The organism is Rhodoferax sp. (assembly GCF_023701345.1).
Taxonomy (GTDB): Bacteria; Pseudomonadota; Gammaproteobacteria; order Burkholderiales; family Burkholderiaceae_C; genus Rhodoferax.
Genome location: NZ_JAMPXE010000015.1, coordinates 24,296 through 38,261, shown reverse-complemented (window position 1 = coordinate 38,261; position 13,966 = coordinate 24,296). Strand labels below are relative to the sequence as shown.

The window sequence follows — 13,966 nt, the reverse complement described above, 5'->3', positions numbered from 1 at the left end:
TCAGACTTGGTGCCCGCAGGCAATTAACGTCTTTACTTCAACTGTAAATTCATCATTTTTCACTCTTTTGAAGATGCGTCATTGGCGAACCAATGTTCACGGGCCTTCATGATCAAGGCCGTGGCCTCGTCAGCAGATTGACCGGTGATCTCGGTGAGTTCATCCACCGCCAGGTCAGCCAGGTCATCGAGCACGTGGATGCCGTTGTCGGCCAGCTTGCTGATCAGCTCTGCATTCAGACCTTCCAGATCACGCAGTTCCAAAGCCACGCCGCCCACATTTTCCTCAATGGCGATCTCCATCGTCAACAAGGCGTCTTTGGCCCGGGTGCGCAATTCGCTCACGGTGTCTTCGTCAAAGCTCTCGATTTCGAGCATTTCTTCCAGCGGCACGTAAGCCACCTGCTCCAGGCTGGTAAAGCCCTCGGCAATCAGCAAGTCGGCGATTTCTTCGTCCACGTCAAGTTTTTCCATGAACAAATGACGGCTGGCATCGACTTCGCTGGCCTGCTTTTCTGCGGATTCCGCCGCATCCAGAATGTTGATCTTCCAACCCGTGAGTTCTGCAGCCAGGCGCACATTCTGACCACCGCGACCAATGGCAATCGCCAGGTTTTCCTCGTCCACCACCACATCCATGGCGTGACGCTCTTCGTCCACCACAATGCTGCTGACATTGGCGGGCGCCAGGGCGCCGATCACGAACTGCGCCGGGTCTTCGCTCCACAGCACAATATCAACACGCTCACCCGCCAGCTCGGTGGTGACGGCGTTGACACGCGTGCCACGCACACCGACGCAGGTACCGATGGGGTCAATGCGCTTGTCATGCGACAGCACCGCGATCTTGGCGCGCGAGCCGGCATCACGAGCGCAGGACTTGATCTCGAGCAGGCCCTGCTCGATCTCGGGAACTTCATTGCGAAACAGCTCCTTCATGAACTCGGGCGCCGAACGCGACAACACGATGGGGGCACCGCGCAGGGTCAGATCGACTTCCATGATCATGGCGCGCACGCGGTCACCGGTGCGGAAGTTCTCTTTGGGAATCATTTCATTGCGGCGTAAGCGGCCTTCAACGCGGCCCGATTCCACAATCAGGTCACCCTTATCCATGCGCTTGACGGTGCCGACAAAAATCTTGTCACCACGCGACATGAAGTCGTTGAGCAACATTTCACGCTCGGCATCGCGAATCTTTTGCAGGATGACCTGCTTGGCCGCCATGGCACCAATGCGGCCAATCGGCAGGGACTCGATAGTTTCCTCGATGTACTCATCCACCTCGATGTCGGGAATTTGTTCTTTGGCTTCAAACAACAAGATTTCCTGATCGGGCAACTGCAGCCCCGCTTCATCAGGCACCACATGCCAGCGACGGAAAGTCTCGTAATTACCGGTATCGCGATCAAGCGCAACACGGATGTCCACTTCACCCGAGTAAAGTTTTTTGGTGGCCTGCGCCAAAGCGGCTTCCACAGCCCCAAAAACAACGTCACGCTCCACGTTTTTCTCGCGTGAGATGGCGTCAACCAACATTAACATTTCGCGATTCATGCCATGTCTCTCCTGTTTCAATTCAAATCTGTCGTTTGCGGTTCGGAGTCAGGCGCTTGCGCACGACCCTTGAAACTCACAATGGGCGCCAAGCGCGCCTCTTTCAGTTCACTCAACACAAAACCCAGCGCCTGCGTCGGCGCAGGCGGCCTTTTCTTGCTGATCTTTTGACCCGGCTTGGTGACGGGCTCATCACGCCAGACGATCTGCCAAGCCTGCTCGGCTTGCGATAACGCGTCGACCGCCGGCTCAACCCGCTCCAGCACACCCCGAAATTTCTTGCGCGTAGGACTCACCTGCCCCGCCGCCGCACTGCCCAATGGCTGCTTCAGCGTGACATCGACCACATGACCAACAAAACGGGCAAAGTCCTGGTCATGCCGCAACGGGCGGTCAATACCTGGCGAAGACACCTCAAGGCGTTTGTAATCCACCTCATCTACCTCCAGCGCATATTGCAGCTGACGGGTGACCTTTTCACAGTCTTCAACCGTGACAAATTGCTCAACAGACTCAGCCTGAGCCTCTTCAACAGGAGGCGACCAGGGCAAGTCAATGGTAATGCGCAGCAAGCCACCGGCAGAGCGATCAATCTCCACCAGGTCATAGCCCAAGCCGCTTACCGTTTGCTCAACAATGTCTTTTAGCGCCACCAAAACCCCATTTGCTCAATTCATGAAAAACGATCGACCAAAAAAAACGGGCGGAAGTGACTCGCCCGTTTGGTCGTGAAGGCAGGATTATATCGGAAAATATAAGGGAAAGCCCTTGATTTTCAAGGATTTATCCGGCAGCACTGACCAAAATCCGGGTGTAGTCGTGTTGCGGTTGTGTCAGCACCTGGTGCACCGGACCGGACTCCACCACGGCGCCGTCTTTCATCACCAGCACACCATGTGCCATGGCCCGGATCACGTCCACGTCGTGCGTGATCAGCAGATAACTCAAGCCGCGTTCGCGCTGCAAATTCTGCAGCAACTGCAGCACCTGTTTTTGCACCGTTACGTCCAGCGCGCTGGTGGGCTCATCCAGCACCAACATGCTCGGTTTGATGATCAAAGCCCGGGCAATCGCCAGCCGCTGACGTTGCCCGCCCGAGAATTCATGTGGGTAGCGCTGCAGGGTCTGCGCCATGGCAGCATCGTCGCCGGTGCCCAGTCCAACATCACGCAAGGCGGTCATCACGCGCTGCTGGCGCTGATCCTGGGAAAGCTCCGGGGCATGCACACCCAGACCTTCACCGACGATTTCTTCCACCGTCAGGCGTGGCGACAAGGACGAAAACGGATCCTGAAAGACCACCTGGACCTGGCGCCGCAAGGCTTTGTTAGCCGCCGCATTGGCACTCCAGGACTGCCCGGCAATCTGCAATTCCCCCTGAAACGGCAACAGCCCCAGAGCCGCCAGTGCCAGCGTGGACTTGCCGGAACCCGACTCGCCCATGACACCAAGGGTCTGGCCCGGCAGAATTGCAAAACTGGCCTCCTGCACCGCCACAAATTGGCCGTGCTTGAACCAGCCACGAACTCCGGCGAGCGGCGTCGGGTAAACCACCCGCAGACCTTTGGCACGCATCACGGCCCGTCCTGCTTTTTGTGGGTCAGACTGTAGGTCAGACTTTAGTCTGACATCCCCGTCCACCTCAACCACATCGCGCACCGGTTTGCTGGCGATCAGCCGCTGGGTATAGGCATGTTGTGGCTGCGCAAACACCTCGGTGGTAGCGCCCTGCTCCACAATGCAACCGTTTTCCATGACGATGATGCGGTCGGCAAAACGCCGCACCAGGTTCAGGTCGTGGGTGATCAACAGCACCGACATGCCATGGCTATGCTGCAAACGGACCAACAACTCAAGAATTTGCCCGCGCAGGCTCACATCGAGGGCCGTGGTGGGTTCATCCGCCAACAGCAGCTTGGGCTGACAGGCCAGTGCCATGGCGATCATGGCGCGCTGACGCTGGCCCCCACTGAGCTGATGCGGAAAAGCACGGGCGCGCCGCGCCGGCTCGGGAATGCCGGTTTCAGCAAGCAGTTCAATCACTTTTTGTGTCAACTGCGCCTTGGCCAGACCCATCTTCAGCGTGAGCACTTCGGCAATCTGGTCACCCACGGTCATCAAGGGGTTGAGCGCCGTCATCGGTTCCTGAAAAATCATGGCAACGTCACGGCCCCGCACGGAACGCAGTTCACGCTCAGGCAGTGCCAGCAGGTCATTGCCATTGAACAGGGCCTGGCCGCTCACTTTGGCATTGGCGGTCAGACGCAACAGGCTTAAAGCAGAAACGGTCTTGCCCGAACCGGATTCCCCCACCAGCGCCACCCGTTCGCCGGGGGCGATGGAGAAATCAATCCCGTGCACCACTTCGTTGTCGGCAAACGACACCGACAGGCCCCGGACATCCAGCAAGGGTACTGCGCTCATGACGCATCCGCCTTGCGCGGGTCCAGCGCATCGCGCAAGGCGTCACCCATGAAGGTCAGCAACAGCAAGGTCACCACCAGCACGGCAAAAGTAGCCAGCGAGATCCACCAGGCGTCAATGTTGTTTTTGCCTTGCGACAGCAGCTCGCCCAGCGACGGCGTGCCAGGAGGCACGCCCAGGCCCAGAAAGTCGAGCGAGGTCAGCGCCAAAATGGCGCCACTCATGCGAAACGGCAAAAACGTCACCACCGGGGTCATGCTGTTGGGCAACAGGTGGCGCCGGATGATGTGCCAGTTGCTCACCCCCAGCGAGCGCGCCGCGCGCACGTAATCGAGCTGCCTGTTGCGCAAGAACTCGGCACGCACATAGTCGGACAAGCCCATCCAGCCAAACAGGCTCAGCAAAATCAGCAGCAGCGCGAGGCTGGGTGCAAACACGGCACTGAAAATGATCAGCAGGTACAGCTCGGGCATGGCACCCCAGATCTCAATGAAGCGCTGGAACGCCAGGTCGGTCTTGCCGCCAAAAAACCCTTGAATGGCCCCGGTCAGGATGCCCAGCAAGGTTCCGGTAAAGGTCAGCGCCAGCGCAAACAGCACACTGACCCGGAAACCGTAAATGAGTTGCGCCAACAGGTCGCGGCCACGGTCATCGGTGCCCAGCCAGTTGTCTGCGGTGGGCGGCGACGGGTTGGGGGCCTTGGCGAAATAATTGAGTGTTTTGGGGCCATAGGGGTTGGGCGCAAACAGCGCCCAATTGCCGTTCTGGCTGAGCCGTTCACGTATGAAAGGGTCCAGATAATCGGTGGGGCTGTCAAAGTCGCCACCAAAGGTCTTCTCGGAATAGTCCCGTGCCATGGGGAAATAGGTTTCACCCTGGTAGCGCACCAGCAAGGGCCGGTCGTTGCTGATCAGTTCGGCCATCAAGCTCAAAACCACCAGCAGGCAAAAGATCACCAGACTCCAATAACCCAGCCGGTTGCGCTTGAAACGCAGCCAGGCGCGCCGACCTGGACTCAGGCTGGGTGATACGGTATTAATCAAACTTGACACGCGGGTCCACCCAGACATAGGACAAATCAGAAATCAGCTTGGTCACCAGGCCAATCAGGGTAAAGAAATACAGCGTGCCCAACACCACAGGATAGTCGCGTCGGATCACACTCTCGTAACTCAGCAAGCCCAGGCCATCGAGGGAAAACAGGGTCTCGATCAGCAGCGAGCCGGTAAAGAAGGCGCCAATGAACGCCGCCGGAAAACCGGTGATGATGGGAATCAGCGCATTGCGAAACACATGTTTCCACAGCACCTGGCGCTCATCCAGGCCTTTGGCCCGCGCGGTGACCACGTATTGCTTGCGAATTTCCTCCAGAAAGGCGTTTTTGGTCAGCATGGTGGTCACGGCAAAACTGCCCAGCACCATGGCCGTGACCGGCATGGCGATGTGCCACAAATAGTCCACCACACGTGCGCCCCAGCTCAGCTCGTCCCAGTTGCTGCTGGTCAGGCCGCGCAACGGGAACCACTGCAACTGGCCACCAAAAATCACCAGCAGCGCGACACCCAGCACAAAGCCCGGAATGGCGTAGCCCAGCAGCACCAGCAGCGTGGTGACAAAATCGAAACGCGAGCCGGCGCGCACCGCCTTGGCCACGCCCAGCGGCACGGCAATCAGGTAGCTGATAAAAAACGTCCACAAGCCCAGGCTGATCGAGACCGGCAACTTTTCCCACATTAGCTCCGACACGCTTTTGTTCTGGAAAAAACTCCTGCCCAAATCAAAACGCGCAAACTGGCCCAGCATCTGCACAAAGCGCTCATGCGCGGGTTTGTCAAACCCATAAAGCGCCTTGATCTGCTCGATGCGTTTCGGGTCCACCCCCTGCGCGCCCCGGTAACTCAGGCCGCCGCTCTCAGCCGCAGCGCCTTTGCCGGTGCCCGCCTTGGCCTCGGCCAGATACTGCTCCACCGGACCGCCCGGCACGAACTGGATCACCACAAAGGTGAGCAACAGCACGCCAAACAGCGTGGGGATCATCAACAACAGGCGTTTAAGGATATAGCTCAGCATGGTTTATTTCTGTGCGGCCCTGGCCCACCAGGTGTCAATGGCCCAACCCTCACCCTGCGAATACGGCGGCATGGCGGCGGGCTGATCGAGTCGCCAACTGTTGAAGACAATGCGGTGCGTGGGCGCTGACCACTGTGGAATCAGCACATGACTGTGGGCAATCACACGTTCGAGCGCGCGGCAGGCGGGCACCAGTTCGGCTTTGGAGGTGGCGCGGGTCATGGCACTGATCAAGGCATCGACGGCTGGATTTTTCATGCCCGACATGTTGCCGGAATCTTCCTGGTCGGCGGCTTGGGAACCAAACAGGTCGGCGTATTCCTGGCCCGGGTTGTGGGTGCCGCCATAGGCCAGCGAGGTGATGTCAAATTCAAACTTTTGCAGGCGCTGCTGGTACAGGGCAAAGTCCACCGGGCGAAAGTTCAGGGTAATGCCGAGTTTTTCCAGGTTGCGTGCCCAGGGCGTGACCACCCGTGCCGAGCCTTCATTGCTGTCGAGGTATTCGATCTCAAACGCCTGGCCCCGGGCATTGCGCAACTTGCCGTCCTGCACCTGCCATCCCGCCGCGTTCAACAAGGCTTGTGCCTGGCGCAAATTGGCGCGCAAAGACGACGGCGCATCGGTGCGCGGCGGCTGTGTCATGGGACCAAATACCTCGGCAGGTACCACACTGCGCCACGGCGCCAGCACGGCCAACTCTTGTGGCGAGGGCAAGCCCGTGGCCTGGCAGTCGGTATTGCCAAACAAACCGTTGACGCGCTGGTAGGCGTTGTAAAACATCTGCCGGTTCATCCACTCATAGTCAAGCGCCAGGCCCAGTGCCTGGCGCACCCGCACATCCTTGAACAAGTCGCGCCGGGTATTGAGCACATAACTCTGAAAACCGGTGGGAAGGCGGTGCTGGTATTCGCGCTTGACCAATTCACCCGAGTCAAAGCGTTTGCCATTGACCCGCCGCGCCCAGTCTCCCGCAGAAAAGAATCGCATCAAGTCAAATTCGCCCGCTTTGAGCGCCTCCAGCCGCGCTGTGCCATCCTTGTAAATCTTGACCGTGATGCGGTCAAAGTTGGCCGTGCCGCGACGCACGTTCAGGTCTTTGGCCCAGTAATTGATGTCACGGACATAGGTGATGTCCTTGCCAAAGCGCACCGGACCGATCTTGTAGGGTCCGCTACCAATCGGCACATCGGTAACGATCTGGTCAAAAGGTTTGGCTTGCCCTCCCTCAGCACCCCAGGCGCGGCTGAACACGGGCAAGCCGCCTACCGTCAGCGGCAGCTCGCGGTTGGGTTTTTTGAAGCGGTAACGCACCGTGCGCGCGTCCAGCACATCCAGCCCCGCCACGTCAAAGAGCATGGTCTTGTAGGCCGGCGAGGTGAATGGCCCCATCAGGGCGTCAAAGCTGTACTTGACATCTTCAGCCAGCACCGCATCACCGTTGTGAAAACGTGCTTCTGGCCGTAACCTGAAGGTGACACTCAGGCCATCCGCAGCCACCACCACGTCCTGCGCCAGCAAACCGTAACCCGAACCCGTTTCATCCAGTGAACCGGTCAGCAAGGTGTCAAACATCAGGTCAGACAAATACGCGGGAGCCGAGCCTTTGATCGTGAACGGGTTGTATTTGTCAAAGGTCGATACCCGCAAATTACTGACCAGACGCAGCTCGCCGCCCTTGGGCGCGGCCGGGTTGACATAGTCAAAATGAGCGAAATTCGCCGGGTATTTGAGGTCGCCCCAGAGCGCGTAACCATGCGCGGCCCACAAAGGAGAGACCCAACTCAGGCAAATCAAAATAAACAGGCGACGCATGCGACAATTCTGCATCAATTGTTTCACTTCTTGCTGGCTGCCGGGCATCAAAATTCAGAATTGAATCTGCTGCACCCACCCCAACTGGCAAGTGGTATTTAATCAACGAACAAATTTAAAAGCAGAGGCTACTATGGGATTTCTGACAGGCAAAAAATTTCTGATCACCGGCGTGTTATCCAACCGCTCCATTGCCTACGGCATTGCCAAGGCATGTCACGCGCAAGGTGCCGAACTGGCTTTCAGCTATGTGGGTGAACGCTTCAAGGAGCGCATCACCGAATTTGCCGCCGACTTCAACTCCTCCTTGATTTTTGAATGTGATGTGGCTGATGACGCGCAAATCGACAATTTGTTCAAAGACTTGTCCCAGCATTGGCCCACCTTTGACGGTTTTGTGCACAGCATTGGTTTTGCCCCGCGCGAGGCCATTGCCGGCAACTTTCTGGACGGCCTGACACGCGAAAATTTTCGCATTGCGCACGACATCAGCGCCTACAGCTTTCCGGCCATGGCCAAGGCCGCCCTGCCTTATCTGACCAACACCGCGTCACTGCTGACACTGACCTACCTGGGCGGCGTGCGCGTGGTGCCCAGCTACAACACCATGGGCCTGGCCAAGGCCTCGCTGGAATCGTCGGTACGGTATCTTGCGGATGCCGTGGGCGCCAAAGGCATTCGTGTGAATGGCTTGAGCGCGGGAGCCGTCAAAACATTGGCGGCCAGCGGAATCAAGGATTTTGGCAGGTTGCTGGGCATTTCGGCAGCCGCATCGCCGCTGAAACGCAACGTCACAATTGACGAAGTCGGCAATGTCGCCGCCTTTTTGCTCAGCGACCTGGCCTCCGGCATGACCGGACAAATCTCTTATGTCGACTGTGGGGTCAGCCAGACGGCGGTGGCGGTGGTGGAGTAGTAGTAGTCCTGCGGCAAGCCAACTGACGTGGCCGCTCCAATTGACAAAAAAGCAGGCTGAAAAGCCTGTTTTTTTTGGCCAGCCAGGAGGGACTCGAACCCCCTACCCCGAACTTAGAAGGTTCGTGCTCTATCCGGATGAGCTACTGGCTGATGGTGATTTCAATCAACGAATGGTGCCCGAGGCCGGACTCGAACCGGCAACCCCTGACGGGGGACAGATTTTAAGTCTGCTGTGTAAACCATTCCACCACTCGGGCACGGCGCTATTGTCAAACAAAAAAGCCTCGTGAATAAGAATTACGAGGCTTGGTATAAAACAAAATAACTGGAGGCGCGACCCAGAGTCGAACTGGGCTAGACGGATTTGCAATCCGTTGCATAACCGATTTGCTATCGCGCCCTTGTCTTTGCAAAAAAAGGGAAGCAGTGCTTCCCTTTTTTAAAACTGGAGCGGGAAAAGAGTCTCGAACTCTCGACCTCAACCTTGGCAAGGTTGCGCTCTACCAACTGAGCTATTCCCGCGCATGGTGCCAACTTTCATCAACACCAAGTAAAAAAACCTGGAGCGGGAAAAGAGTCTCGAACTCTCGACCTCAACCTTGGCAAGGTTGCGCTCTACCAACTGAGCTATTCCCGCATTGCAAGCCACAAATTATAAAGCAATTTATGGCTTTTCGCCTCTAGAGAAACCAATTTTCTCAATGTTTTACGGCCGCTGTTGAGGCTGGTGCCACCAAAGCAATTTCTGTCGAGGCCGTGGCAACGTGCGTGTCTTCGGGCAAGGCAGTTGGCATGCGCTCCAGCGCAATTTCTAGCACCTTGTCAATCCAGCGCACCGGCACAATTTCGAGTCCGTTTTTAACGTTTTCAGGGATTTCTTGCAAGTCCTTGGCATTGTCTTCAGGGATCAGCACCGTCTTGATGCCACCGCGCAGTGCGGCCAGCAATTTTTCTTTCAACCCACCAATGGCCGTCACCTCGCCGCGCAGCGTGATTTCACCGGTCATGGCGACACCACAGCGCACCGGGATGCCGGTCATGGCCGAGACAAAAGCGGTGGTCATGGCGGCTCCAGCACTGGGGCCGTCTTTGGGTGTGGCGCCATCGGGCACATGAATATGAATGTCTTTTTTCTCAAAGAATTCATCCTTGATGCCGAGACGGTGCGAACGGCTGCGCACGACGGTGCGGGCGGCCTCCACCGATTCCTTCATCACATCACCCAAAGAACCGGTACGGGTGATGACACCTTTGCCGGGCACCATGGCAGCTTCGATGGTGAGCAAATCGCCCCCCACCTCGGTCCATGCCAGACCAACCACCTGACCAACCTGGTTCATTTTTTCAGCGCGACCGTAGTCAAATTTGCGCACCCCCAAAAACTCGCTCAAATTGGCCGCAGACACCACCACCTGCGCTGTCATTTGTTTGAGTTGCAGGCCCTTGACCACTTTGCGGCAAATTTTGGAAATTTCGCGCTCAAGCGAGCGCACGCCCGCTTCACGGGTGTAGTAGCGCACGATGTCGCGCACGGCGTCTTCTGTCACCTGGAGTTCGGTTTCCTTGACGCCGTTGTTGCCCAGTTGTTTGGGCAACAGGTAACGCAGCGCAATATTGGTTTTCTCGTCTTCGGTGTAACCCGACAAACGAATCACTTCCATCCGGTCCAGCAGCGCCGGCGGTATGTTCATCGAGTTGGAAGTCGCCACAAACATGACATCACTGAGGTCAAAGTCAACTTCGACATAGTGATCGGCAAACTTGTGGTTTTGCTCGGGGTCCAGCACCTCGAGCAAGGCGCTCGATGGATCTCCCCGAAAATCGGTACCCAGTTTGTCAATTTCGTCCAGCAAGAACAAGGGATTGCGGGTGCCGACCTTGCTCAGGCTTTGCAACACCTTGCCCGGCATGGCGCCAATGTAAGTGCGGCGGTGACCACGAATCTCGGCCTCGTCGCGCATGCCACCCAGCGCCATGCGCACGTACTTGCGCCCGGTGGCCTTGGCGATTGATTGACCCAGCGAGGTTTTACCGACGCCGGGTGGCCCCACCAGACACAAAATGGGCGCCTTGACCTTGTCCACGCGCTGTTGCACAGCCAGGTATTCCAGAATCCGGTCCTTCACCTTGTCGAGGCCGTAATGGTCTTCATTGAGCACCGTTTCGGCATTGACCAGGTTGTGTTTGATCTTGGTCTTGCCAGCCCATGGCAAACCGGTGAGTACGTCAATGTAATTGCGTATCACCGTGGCCTCGGCTGACATGGGCGACATCAGTTTGAGCTTTTTGAGTTCGCCCTCGGCCTTTTTCAGGGCTTCCTTGGGCATCTTGGCGCTCTTGATCTTTTTCTCGATCTCGTCGATGTCCGCACCGTCTTCGCCTTCGCCCAGCTCTTTCTGGATGGCCTTGACCTGCTCGTTCAAATAAAAATCGCGCTGGTTTTTCTCCATTTGCCTTTTGACACGACCACGAATTTTTTTATCGACATTCAGAATGTCGACCTCACGGTCAATTTGGGCAAACAGGTTTTCCAGGCGATCACGCACGCTGGCCAGGTCGAGCACCGCCTGCTTGCTTTCCAGCTTGAGCGGCAAATGCGCGGCAATGGTGTCGGCCAGACGACCCGGATCATCAATGCTGCTGATCGAGGTCAGGATTTCCGGCGGGATTTTCTTGTTGAGTTTGACGTACTGGTCAAACTGCTGCATCACGGCCCGGCGCAGGGCTTCAATTTCGCTGATCTGCGCTTTGGTCTGGGCTTCTGGTTCGGCGGGTAATTCGACCGGCGTCACGGTGGCGGTGAAATGCATTTCACCATCTTCGATGTGATTGACAATGGCGCGCTGCTGCCCTTCCACCAGAACCTTGACCGTGCCGTCGGGCAATTTGAGCATTTGCAAAATGGTGGAGATGCAGCCCATGTCAAACATGTCCGAGACCACCGGATCGTCTTTGGCTGCCGCCTTTTGCGCCACCAACATGATGCGACGCTCCGCGCCCATTGCTGCTTCCAGTGCCTTGATGCTCTTGGGGCGACCCACGAACAGGGGGATCACCATGTGCGGAAAGACGACCACATCACGCAAAGGCAACAAGGGAAGATCCACAGGGATCGCGGGCAAGGATGGATGGCCAGACATAAAAAATCCTTCTGTTACCAATATGGCATTAAATGGAATGGCAGGCAGACTGCGTCTGCCCACCCTAAGCCCATGATCGATTCAATCAAGCTGTTTTGGCGAGTTCACGGTAAACCAGCAAGGGCGCCTTGTTTTCTTCGATGCTTGACTCGTCCAGAACAACTTTTTCAACATTGGACAAATTGGGCAGATCAAACATGGTGTCAATCAACGCCAATTCAAGGATGGAGCGCAAACCGCGCGCACCGGTTTTGCGAGCCAGCGCCTTTTTGGCAATGGCTTTCAGTGCGTTGGGCCGGATCTCCAGTTCGACGCCCTCCATGGCCAGCAGTTTGCTGTATTGTTTGACCAGCGCGTTTTTGGGCTCGGTCAGGATTTGCACCAGCGTCTCTTCGCTGAGTTCACCCAAGGTGGCCACCACAGGCATGCGGCCGACCAGCTCGGGAATCAGTCCAAATTTGATCAAATCCTCTGGCTCGACTTCTTTGAAAACCTCGGTCAGGTTGCGGTTTTGCTTGCTTTTGACGGCCGCCCCAAAGCCAATGCCCGAGGACTCGGTACGGTTGTCGATGACTTTTTCAAGGCCTGAGAAAGCGCCGCCACAAATGAACAGGATATTGGTGGTGTTGACCTGCACAAAATCCTGGTTCGGGTGCTTGCGCCCGCCTTGCGGCGGCACGCTGGCCATGGTCCCTTCAATCAACTTCAGCAGCGCCTGCTGCACCCCTTCGCCGGAAACATCGCGGGTGATCGACGGATTGTCGGACTTGCGTGAAATCTTGTCGATTTCGTCAATGTAAACAATGCCGCGTTGCGCCCGCTCGACATCGTAATTGCAGCTTTGCAGCAGTTTGAGCACGATGTTCTCGACGTCCTCGCCGACATAACCCGCCTCGGTCAGCGTGGTGGCGTCGGCCATCACAAAGGGGACGTCCAGCATGCGCGCCAGCGTTTGCGCCAACAGGGTCTTGCCGGAGCCGGTCGGGCCGATCAGCAAAATATTGCTTTTGGACAACTCGACATCGTCTTTGGTGGATTTTTCCTGGTGCCGCAACCGCTTGTAATGGTTATAAACCGCCACCGCCAGGATGCGTTTGGCGGCTTCCTGGCCGATCACATAGTTGTCGAGGTTGGCTTTGATTTCTGCCGGTGTCGGCAAATTGGATTTTTCCGGCGTCTCGGTCGTCGCCGGCAGTTCGTCGCGAATGATCTCATTGCAGAGTTCGATGCATTCGTCGCAAACAAAAACCGACGGACCGGCAATCAGCTTTTTGACCTCATGCTGACTCTTGCCGCAAAACGAGCAGTACAGGGTTTTTTCTCCAGAGGAGGCGCCTTTGGCCATGACTTTATGCCCTTTTAGAAATAACCTGGTCAATCAGACCATATTCTTTGGTTTCCTGGGCCGTCATGTAGTAGTCACGCTCGGTGTCGCGCTCAATGCGCTCCAGCGGTTGACCGGTGCACTCGGCCAGAATTTTGTTGAGTTGCTCGCGCGTCTTCAAAATCTCACGCGCCTGGATCTCGATCTCGGTGGCCTGACCCTGGCTGCCACCCGAGGGCTGGTGAATCATGATCTTGGAGTTGGGCAAGGAAAAGCGTTTGCCCTTGGCTCCCGCGGCCAGCAAAAATGCGCCCATGCTGGCAGCCATGCCGGTGCACAGGGTCGACACTTCTGGTTTGATGAAATTCATGGTGTCATAAATGGCCATACCCGCGCTGACCGAACCGCCGGGAGAATTGATGTAGAAAGAAATGTCCTTGTCAGGATTTTCACTCTCCAGAAACAGCAACTGCGCCACCACCAGATTCGCCACGTGGTCATTCACCGGTCCCACCAGAAAAATCACACGCTCCTTGAGCAAACGGGAGTAGATATCGTAAGACCGCTCGCCACGACCAGACTGCTCAATCACCATGGGCACCATGCCCAGACCCTGTGTATCCATTGCACTCATTTCAAACTTCATCATGACTCCAATAATTTGACGCTACTGTAGCTAAAAAACATAGCCTCAAAGCAAATGGGGCTTGCATGCCGGACTT

Annotated in this window: 10 protein-coding genes and 5 tRNA genes; 1 reads left to right on the top strand and 14 read right to left on the bottom strand. The window is 56.7% G+C overall.

All coding sequences use genetic code 11. From position 1 onward, the window contains the following. Window positions 1-59: 59 nt before the first annotated feature. The 6 genes from nusA to NDI87_RS03750 form a co-directional block, all read right to left on the bottom strand. The gene (nusA, locus tag NDI87_RS03775) at window positions 60-1,556 is read right to left on the bottom strand and encodes a transcription termination factor NusA (RefSeq protein ID WP_296273467.1); all 1,497 of its coding nucleotides are present in this window, start codon (window positions 1,554-1,556) and stop codon (window positions 60-62) included. Between the two features lie 17 nt (window positions 1,557-1,573). Beyond that, window positions 1,574-2,209 (bottom strand): ribosome maturation factor RimP, encoded by a 636-nt coding sequence (gene rimP, locus NDI87_RS03770; RefSeq protein WP_296273466.1) that lies wholly within the window; start codon window positions 2,207-2,209, stop codon window positions 1,574-1,576. Between the two features lie 130 nt (window positions 2,210-2,339). Continuing rightward, complete coding sequence (locus tag NDI87_RS03765; protein WP_296273465.1) at window positions 2,340-3,980, bottom strand: dipeptide ABC transporter ATP-binding protein; 1,641 nt, start codon at window positions 3,978-3,980, stop codon at window positions 2,340-2,342. Continuing rightward, window positions 3,977-5,050, bottom strand: coding sequence for an ABC transporter permease (locus NDI87_RS03760; protein WP_296273464.1), 1,074 nt, complete (start codon window positions 5,048-5,050; stop codon window positions 3,977-3,979). The genes NDI87_RS03765 and NDI87_RS03760 overlap by 4 nt, the downstream gene beginning before the upstream one ends. Further along, the gene (yejB, locus tag NDI87_RS03755) at window positions 5,016-6,050 is read right to left on the bottom strand and encodes a microcin C ABC transporter permease YejB (protein ID WP_296273463.1); all 1,035 of its coding nucleotides are present in this window, start codon (window positions 6,048-6,050) and stop codon (window positions 5,016-5,018) included. Before yejB ends, NDI87_RS03760 begins: the two co-directional genes overlap by 35 nt. Window positions 6,051-6,053: 3 nt before the next feature. Beyond that, a complete protein-coding gene (locus NDI87_RS03750) occupies window positions 6,054-7,862 on the bottom strand; it encodes an extracellular solute-binding protein (RefSeq protein WP_296273462.1) in 1,809 nt (602 codons plus the stop codon). A 133-nt stretch (window positions 7,863-7,995) separates the two neighbouring features. On the opposite strand from NDI87_RS03750, the gene fabI reads away from it, so the two are divergent. Continuing rightward, entirely contained in the window at window positions 7,996-8,778 is a 783-nt protein-coding gene (gene fabI / locus NDI87_RS03745; protein ID WP_296273461.1) for an enoyl-ACP reductase FabI, read from the top strand. Between the two features lie 75 nt (window positions 8,779-8,853). Here fabI and NDI87_RS03740 read toward each other — a convergent pair. From NDI87_RS03740 to clpP, 8 genes are all read right to left on the bottom strand, one after another. Beyond that, window positions 8,854-8,930 (bottom strand) — tRNA-Arg (locus NDI87_RS03740). Between the two features lie 21 nt (window positions 8,931-8,951). Further along, a tRNA-Leu gene (locus NDI87_RS03735) sits at window positions 8,952-9,037 on the bottom strand. 69 nt (window positions 9,038-9,106) lie between these two features. Then, window positions 9,107-9,180 (bottom strand) — tRNA-Cys (locus NDI87_RS03730). Window positions 9,181-9,226: 46 nt separating this feature from the next. Then, window positions 9,227-9,302 (bottom strand) — tRNA-Gly (locus NDI87_RS03725). Between the two features lie 39 nt (window positions 9,303-9,341). Next, a tRNA-Gly gene (locus NDI87_RS03720) sits at window positions 9,342-9,417 on the bottom strand. Window positions 9,418-9,478: 61 nt separating this feature from the next. Beyond that, on the bottom strand, window positions 9,479-11,920 hold the full coding sequence (gene lon, locus NDI87_RS03715) for an endopeptidase La (protein WP_296273460.1): 2,442 nt from the start codon (window positions 11,918-11,920) through the stop codon (window positions 9,479-9,481). An 85-nt stretch (window positions 11,921-12,005) separates the two neighbouring features. Continuing rightward, window positions 12,006-13,265: an ATP-dependent Clp protease ATP-binding subunit ClpX gene (clpX, locus tag NDI87_RS03710; RefSeq protein WP_296273459.1), complete on the bottom strand. Its 1,260-nt coding sequence runs from the start codon at window positions 13,263-13,265 to the stop codon at window positions 12,006-12,008. 4 nt (window positions 13,266-13,269) lie between these two features. Continuing rightward, window positions 13,270-13,878, bottom strand: a complete 609-nt coding sequence (gene clpP / locus NDI87_RS03705) for an ATP-dependent Clp endopeptidase proteolytic subunit ClpP (protein WP_296273458.1) — start codon at window positions 13,876-13,878, stop codon at window positions 13,270-13,272. Between the last annotated feature and the right edge of the window lie 88 nt (window positions 13,879-13,966).

What these genes read in the sequence shown, in the direction of transcription:
- yejB (WP_296273463.1), bottom strand. Translation starts at nt 6,050, where the DNA reads ATGCTGAGCTATATCCTTAAACGCCTGTTGTTGATGATCCCCACGCTG.
- nusA (WP_296273467.1), bottom strand. Translation starts at nt 1,556, where the DNA reads ATGAATCGCGAAATGTTAATGTTGGTTGACGCCATCTCACGCGAGAAA.
- clpP (WP_296273458.1), bottom strand. Translation starts at nt 13,878, where the DNA reads ATGAGTGCAATGGATACACAGGGTCTGGGCATGGTGCCCATGGTGATT.
- NDI87_RS03765 (WP_296273465.1), bottom strand. Translation starts at nt 3,980, where the DNA reads ATGAGCGCAGTACCCTTGCTGGATGTCCGGGGCCTGTCGGTGTCGTTT.
- lon (WP_296273460.1), bottom strand. Translation starts at nt 11,920, where the DNA reads ATGTCTGGCCATCCATCCTTGCCCGCGATCCCTGTGGATCTTCCCTTG.
- clpX (WP_296273459.1), bottom strand. Translation starts at nt 13,265, where the DNA reads ATGGCCAAAGGCGCCTCCTCTGGAGAAAAAACCCTGTACTGCTCGTTT.
- fabI (WP_296273461.1), top strand. Translation starts at nt 7,996, where the DNA reads ATGGGATTTCTGACAGGCAAAAAATTTCTGATCACCGGCGTGTTATCC.
- NDI87_RS03750 (WP_296273462.1), bottom strand. Translation starts at nt 7,862, where the DNA reads ATGCGTCGCCTGTTTATTTTGATTTGCCTGAGTTGGGTCTCTCCTTTG.
- NDI87_RS03760 (WP_296273464.1), bottom strand. Translation starts at nt 5,050, where the DNA reads ATGTCTGGGTGGACCCGCGTGTCAAGTTTGATTAATACCGTATCACCC.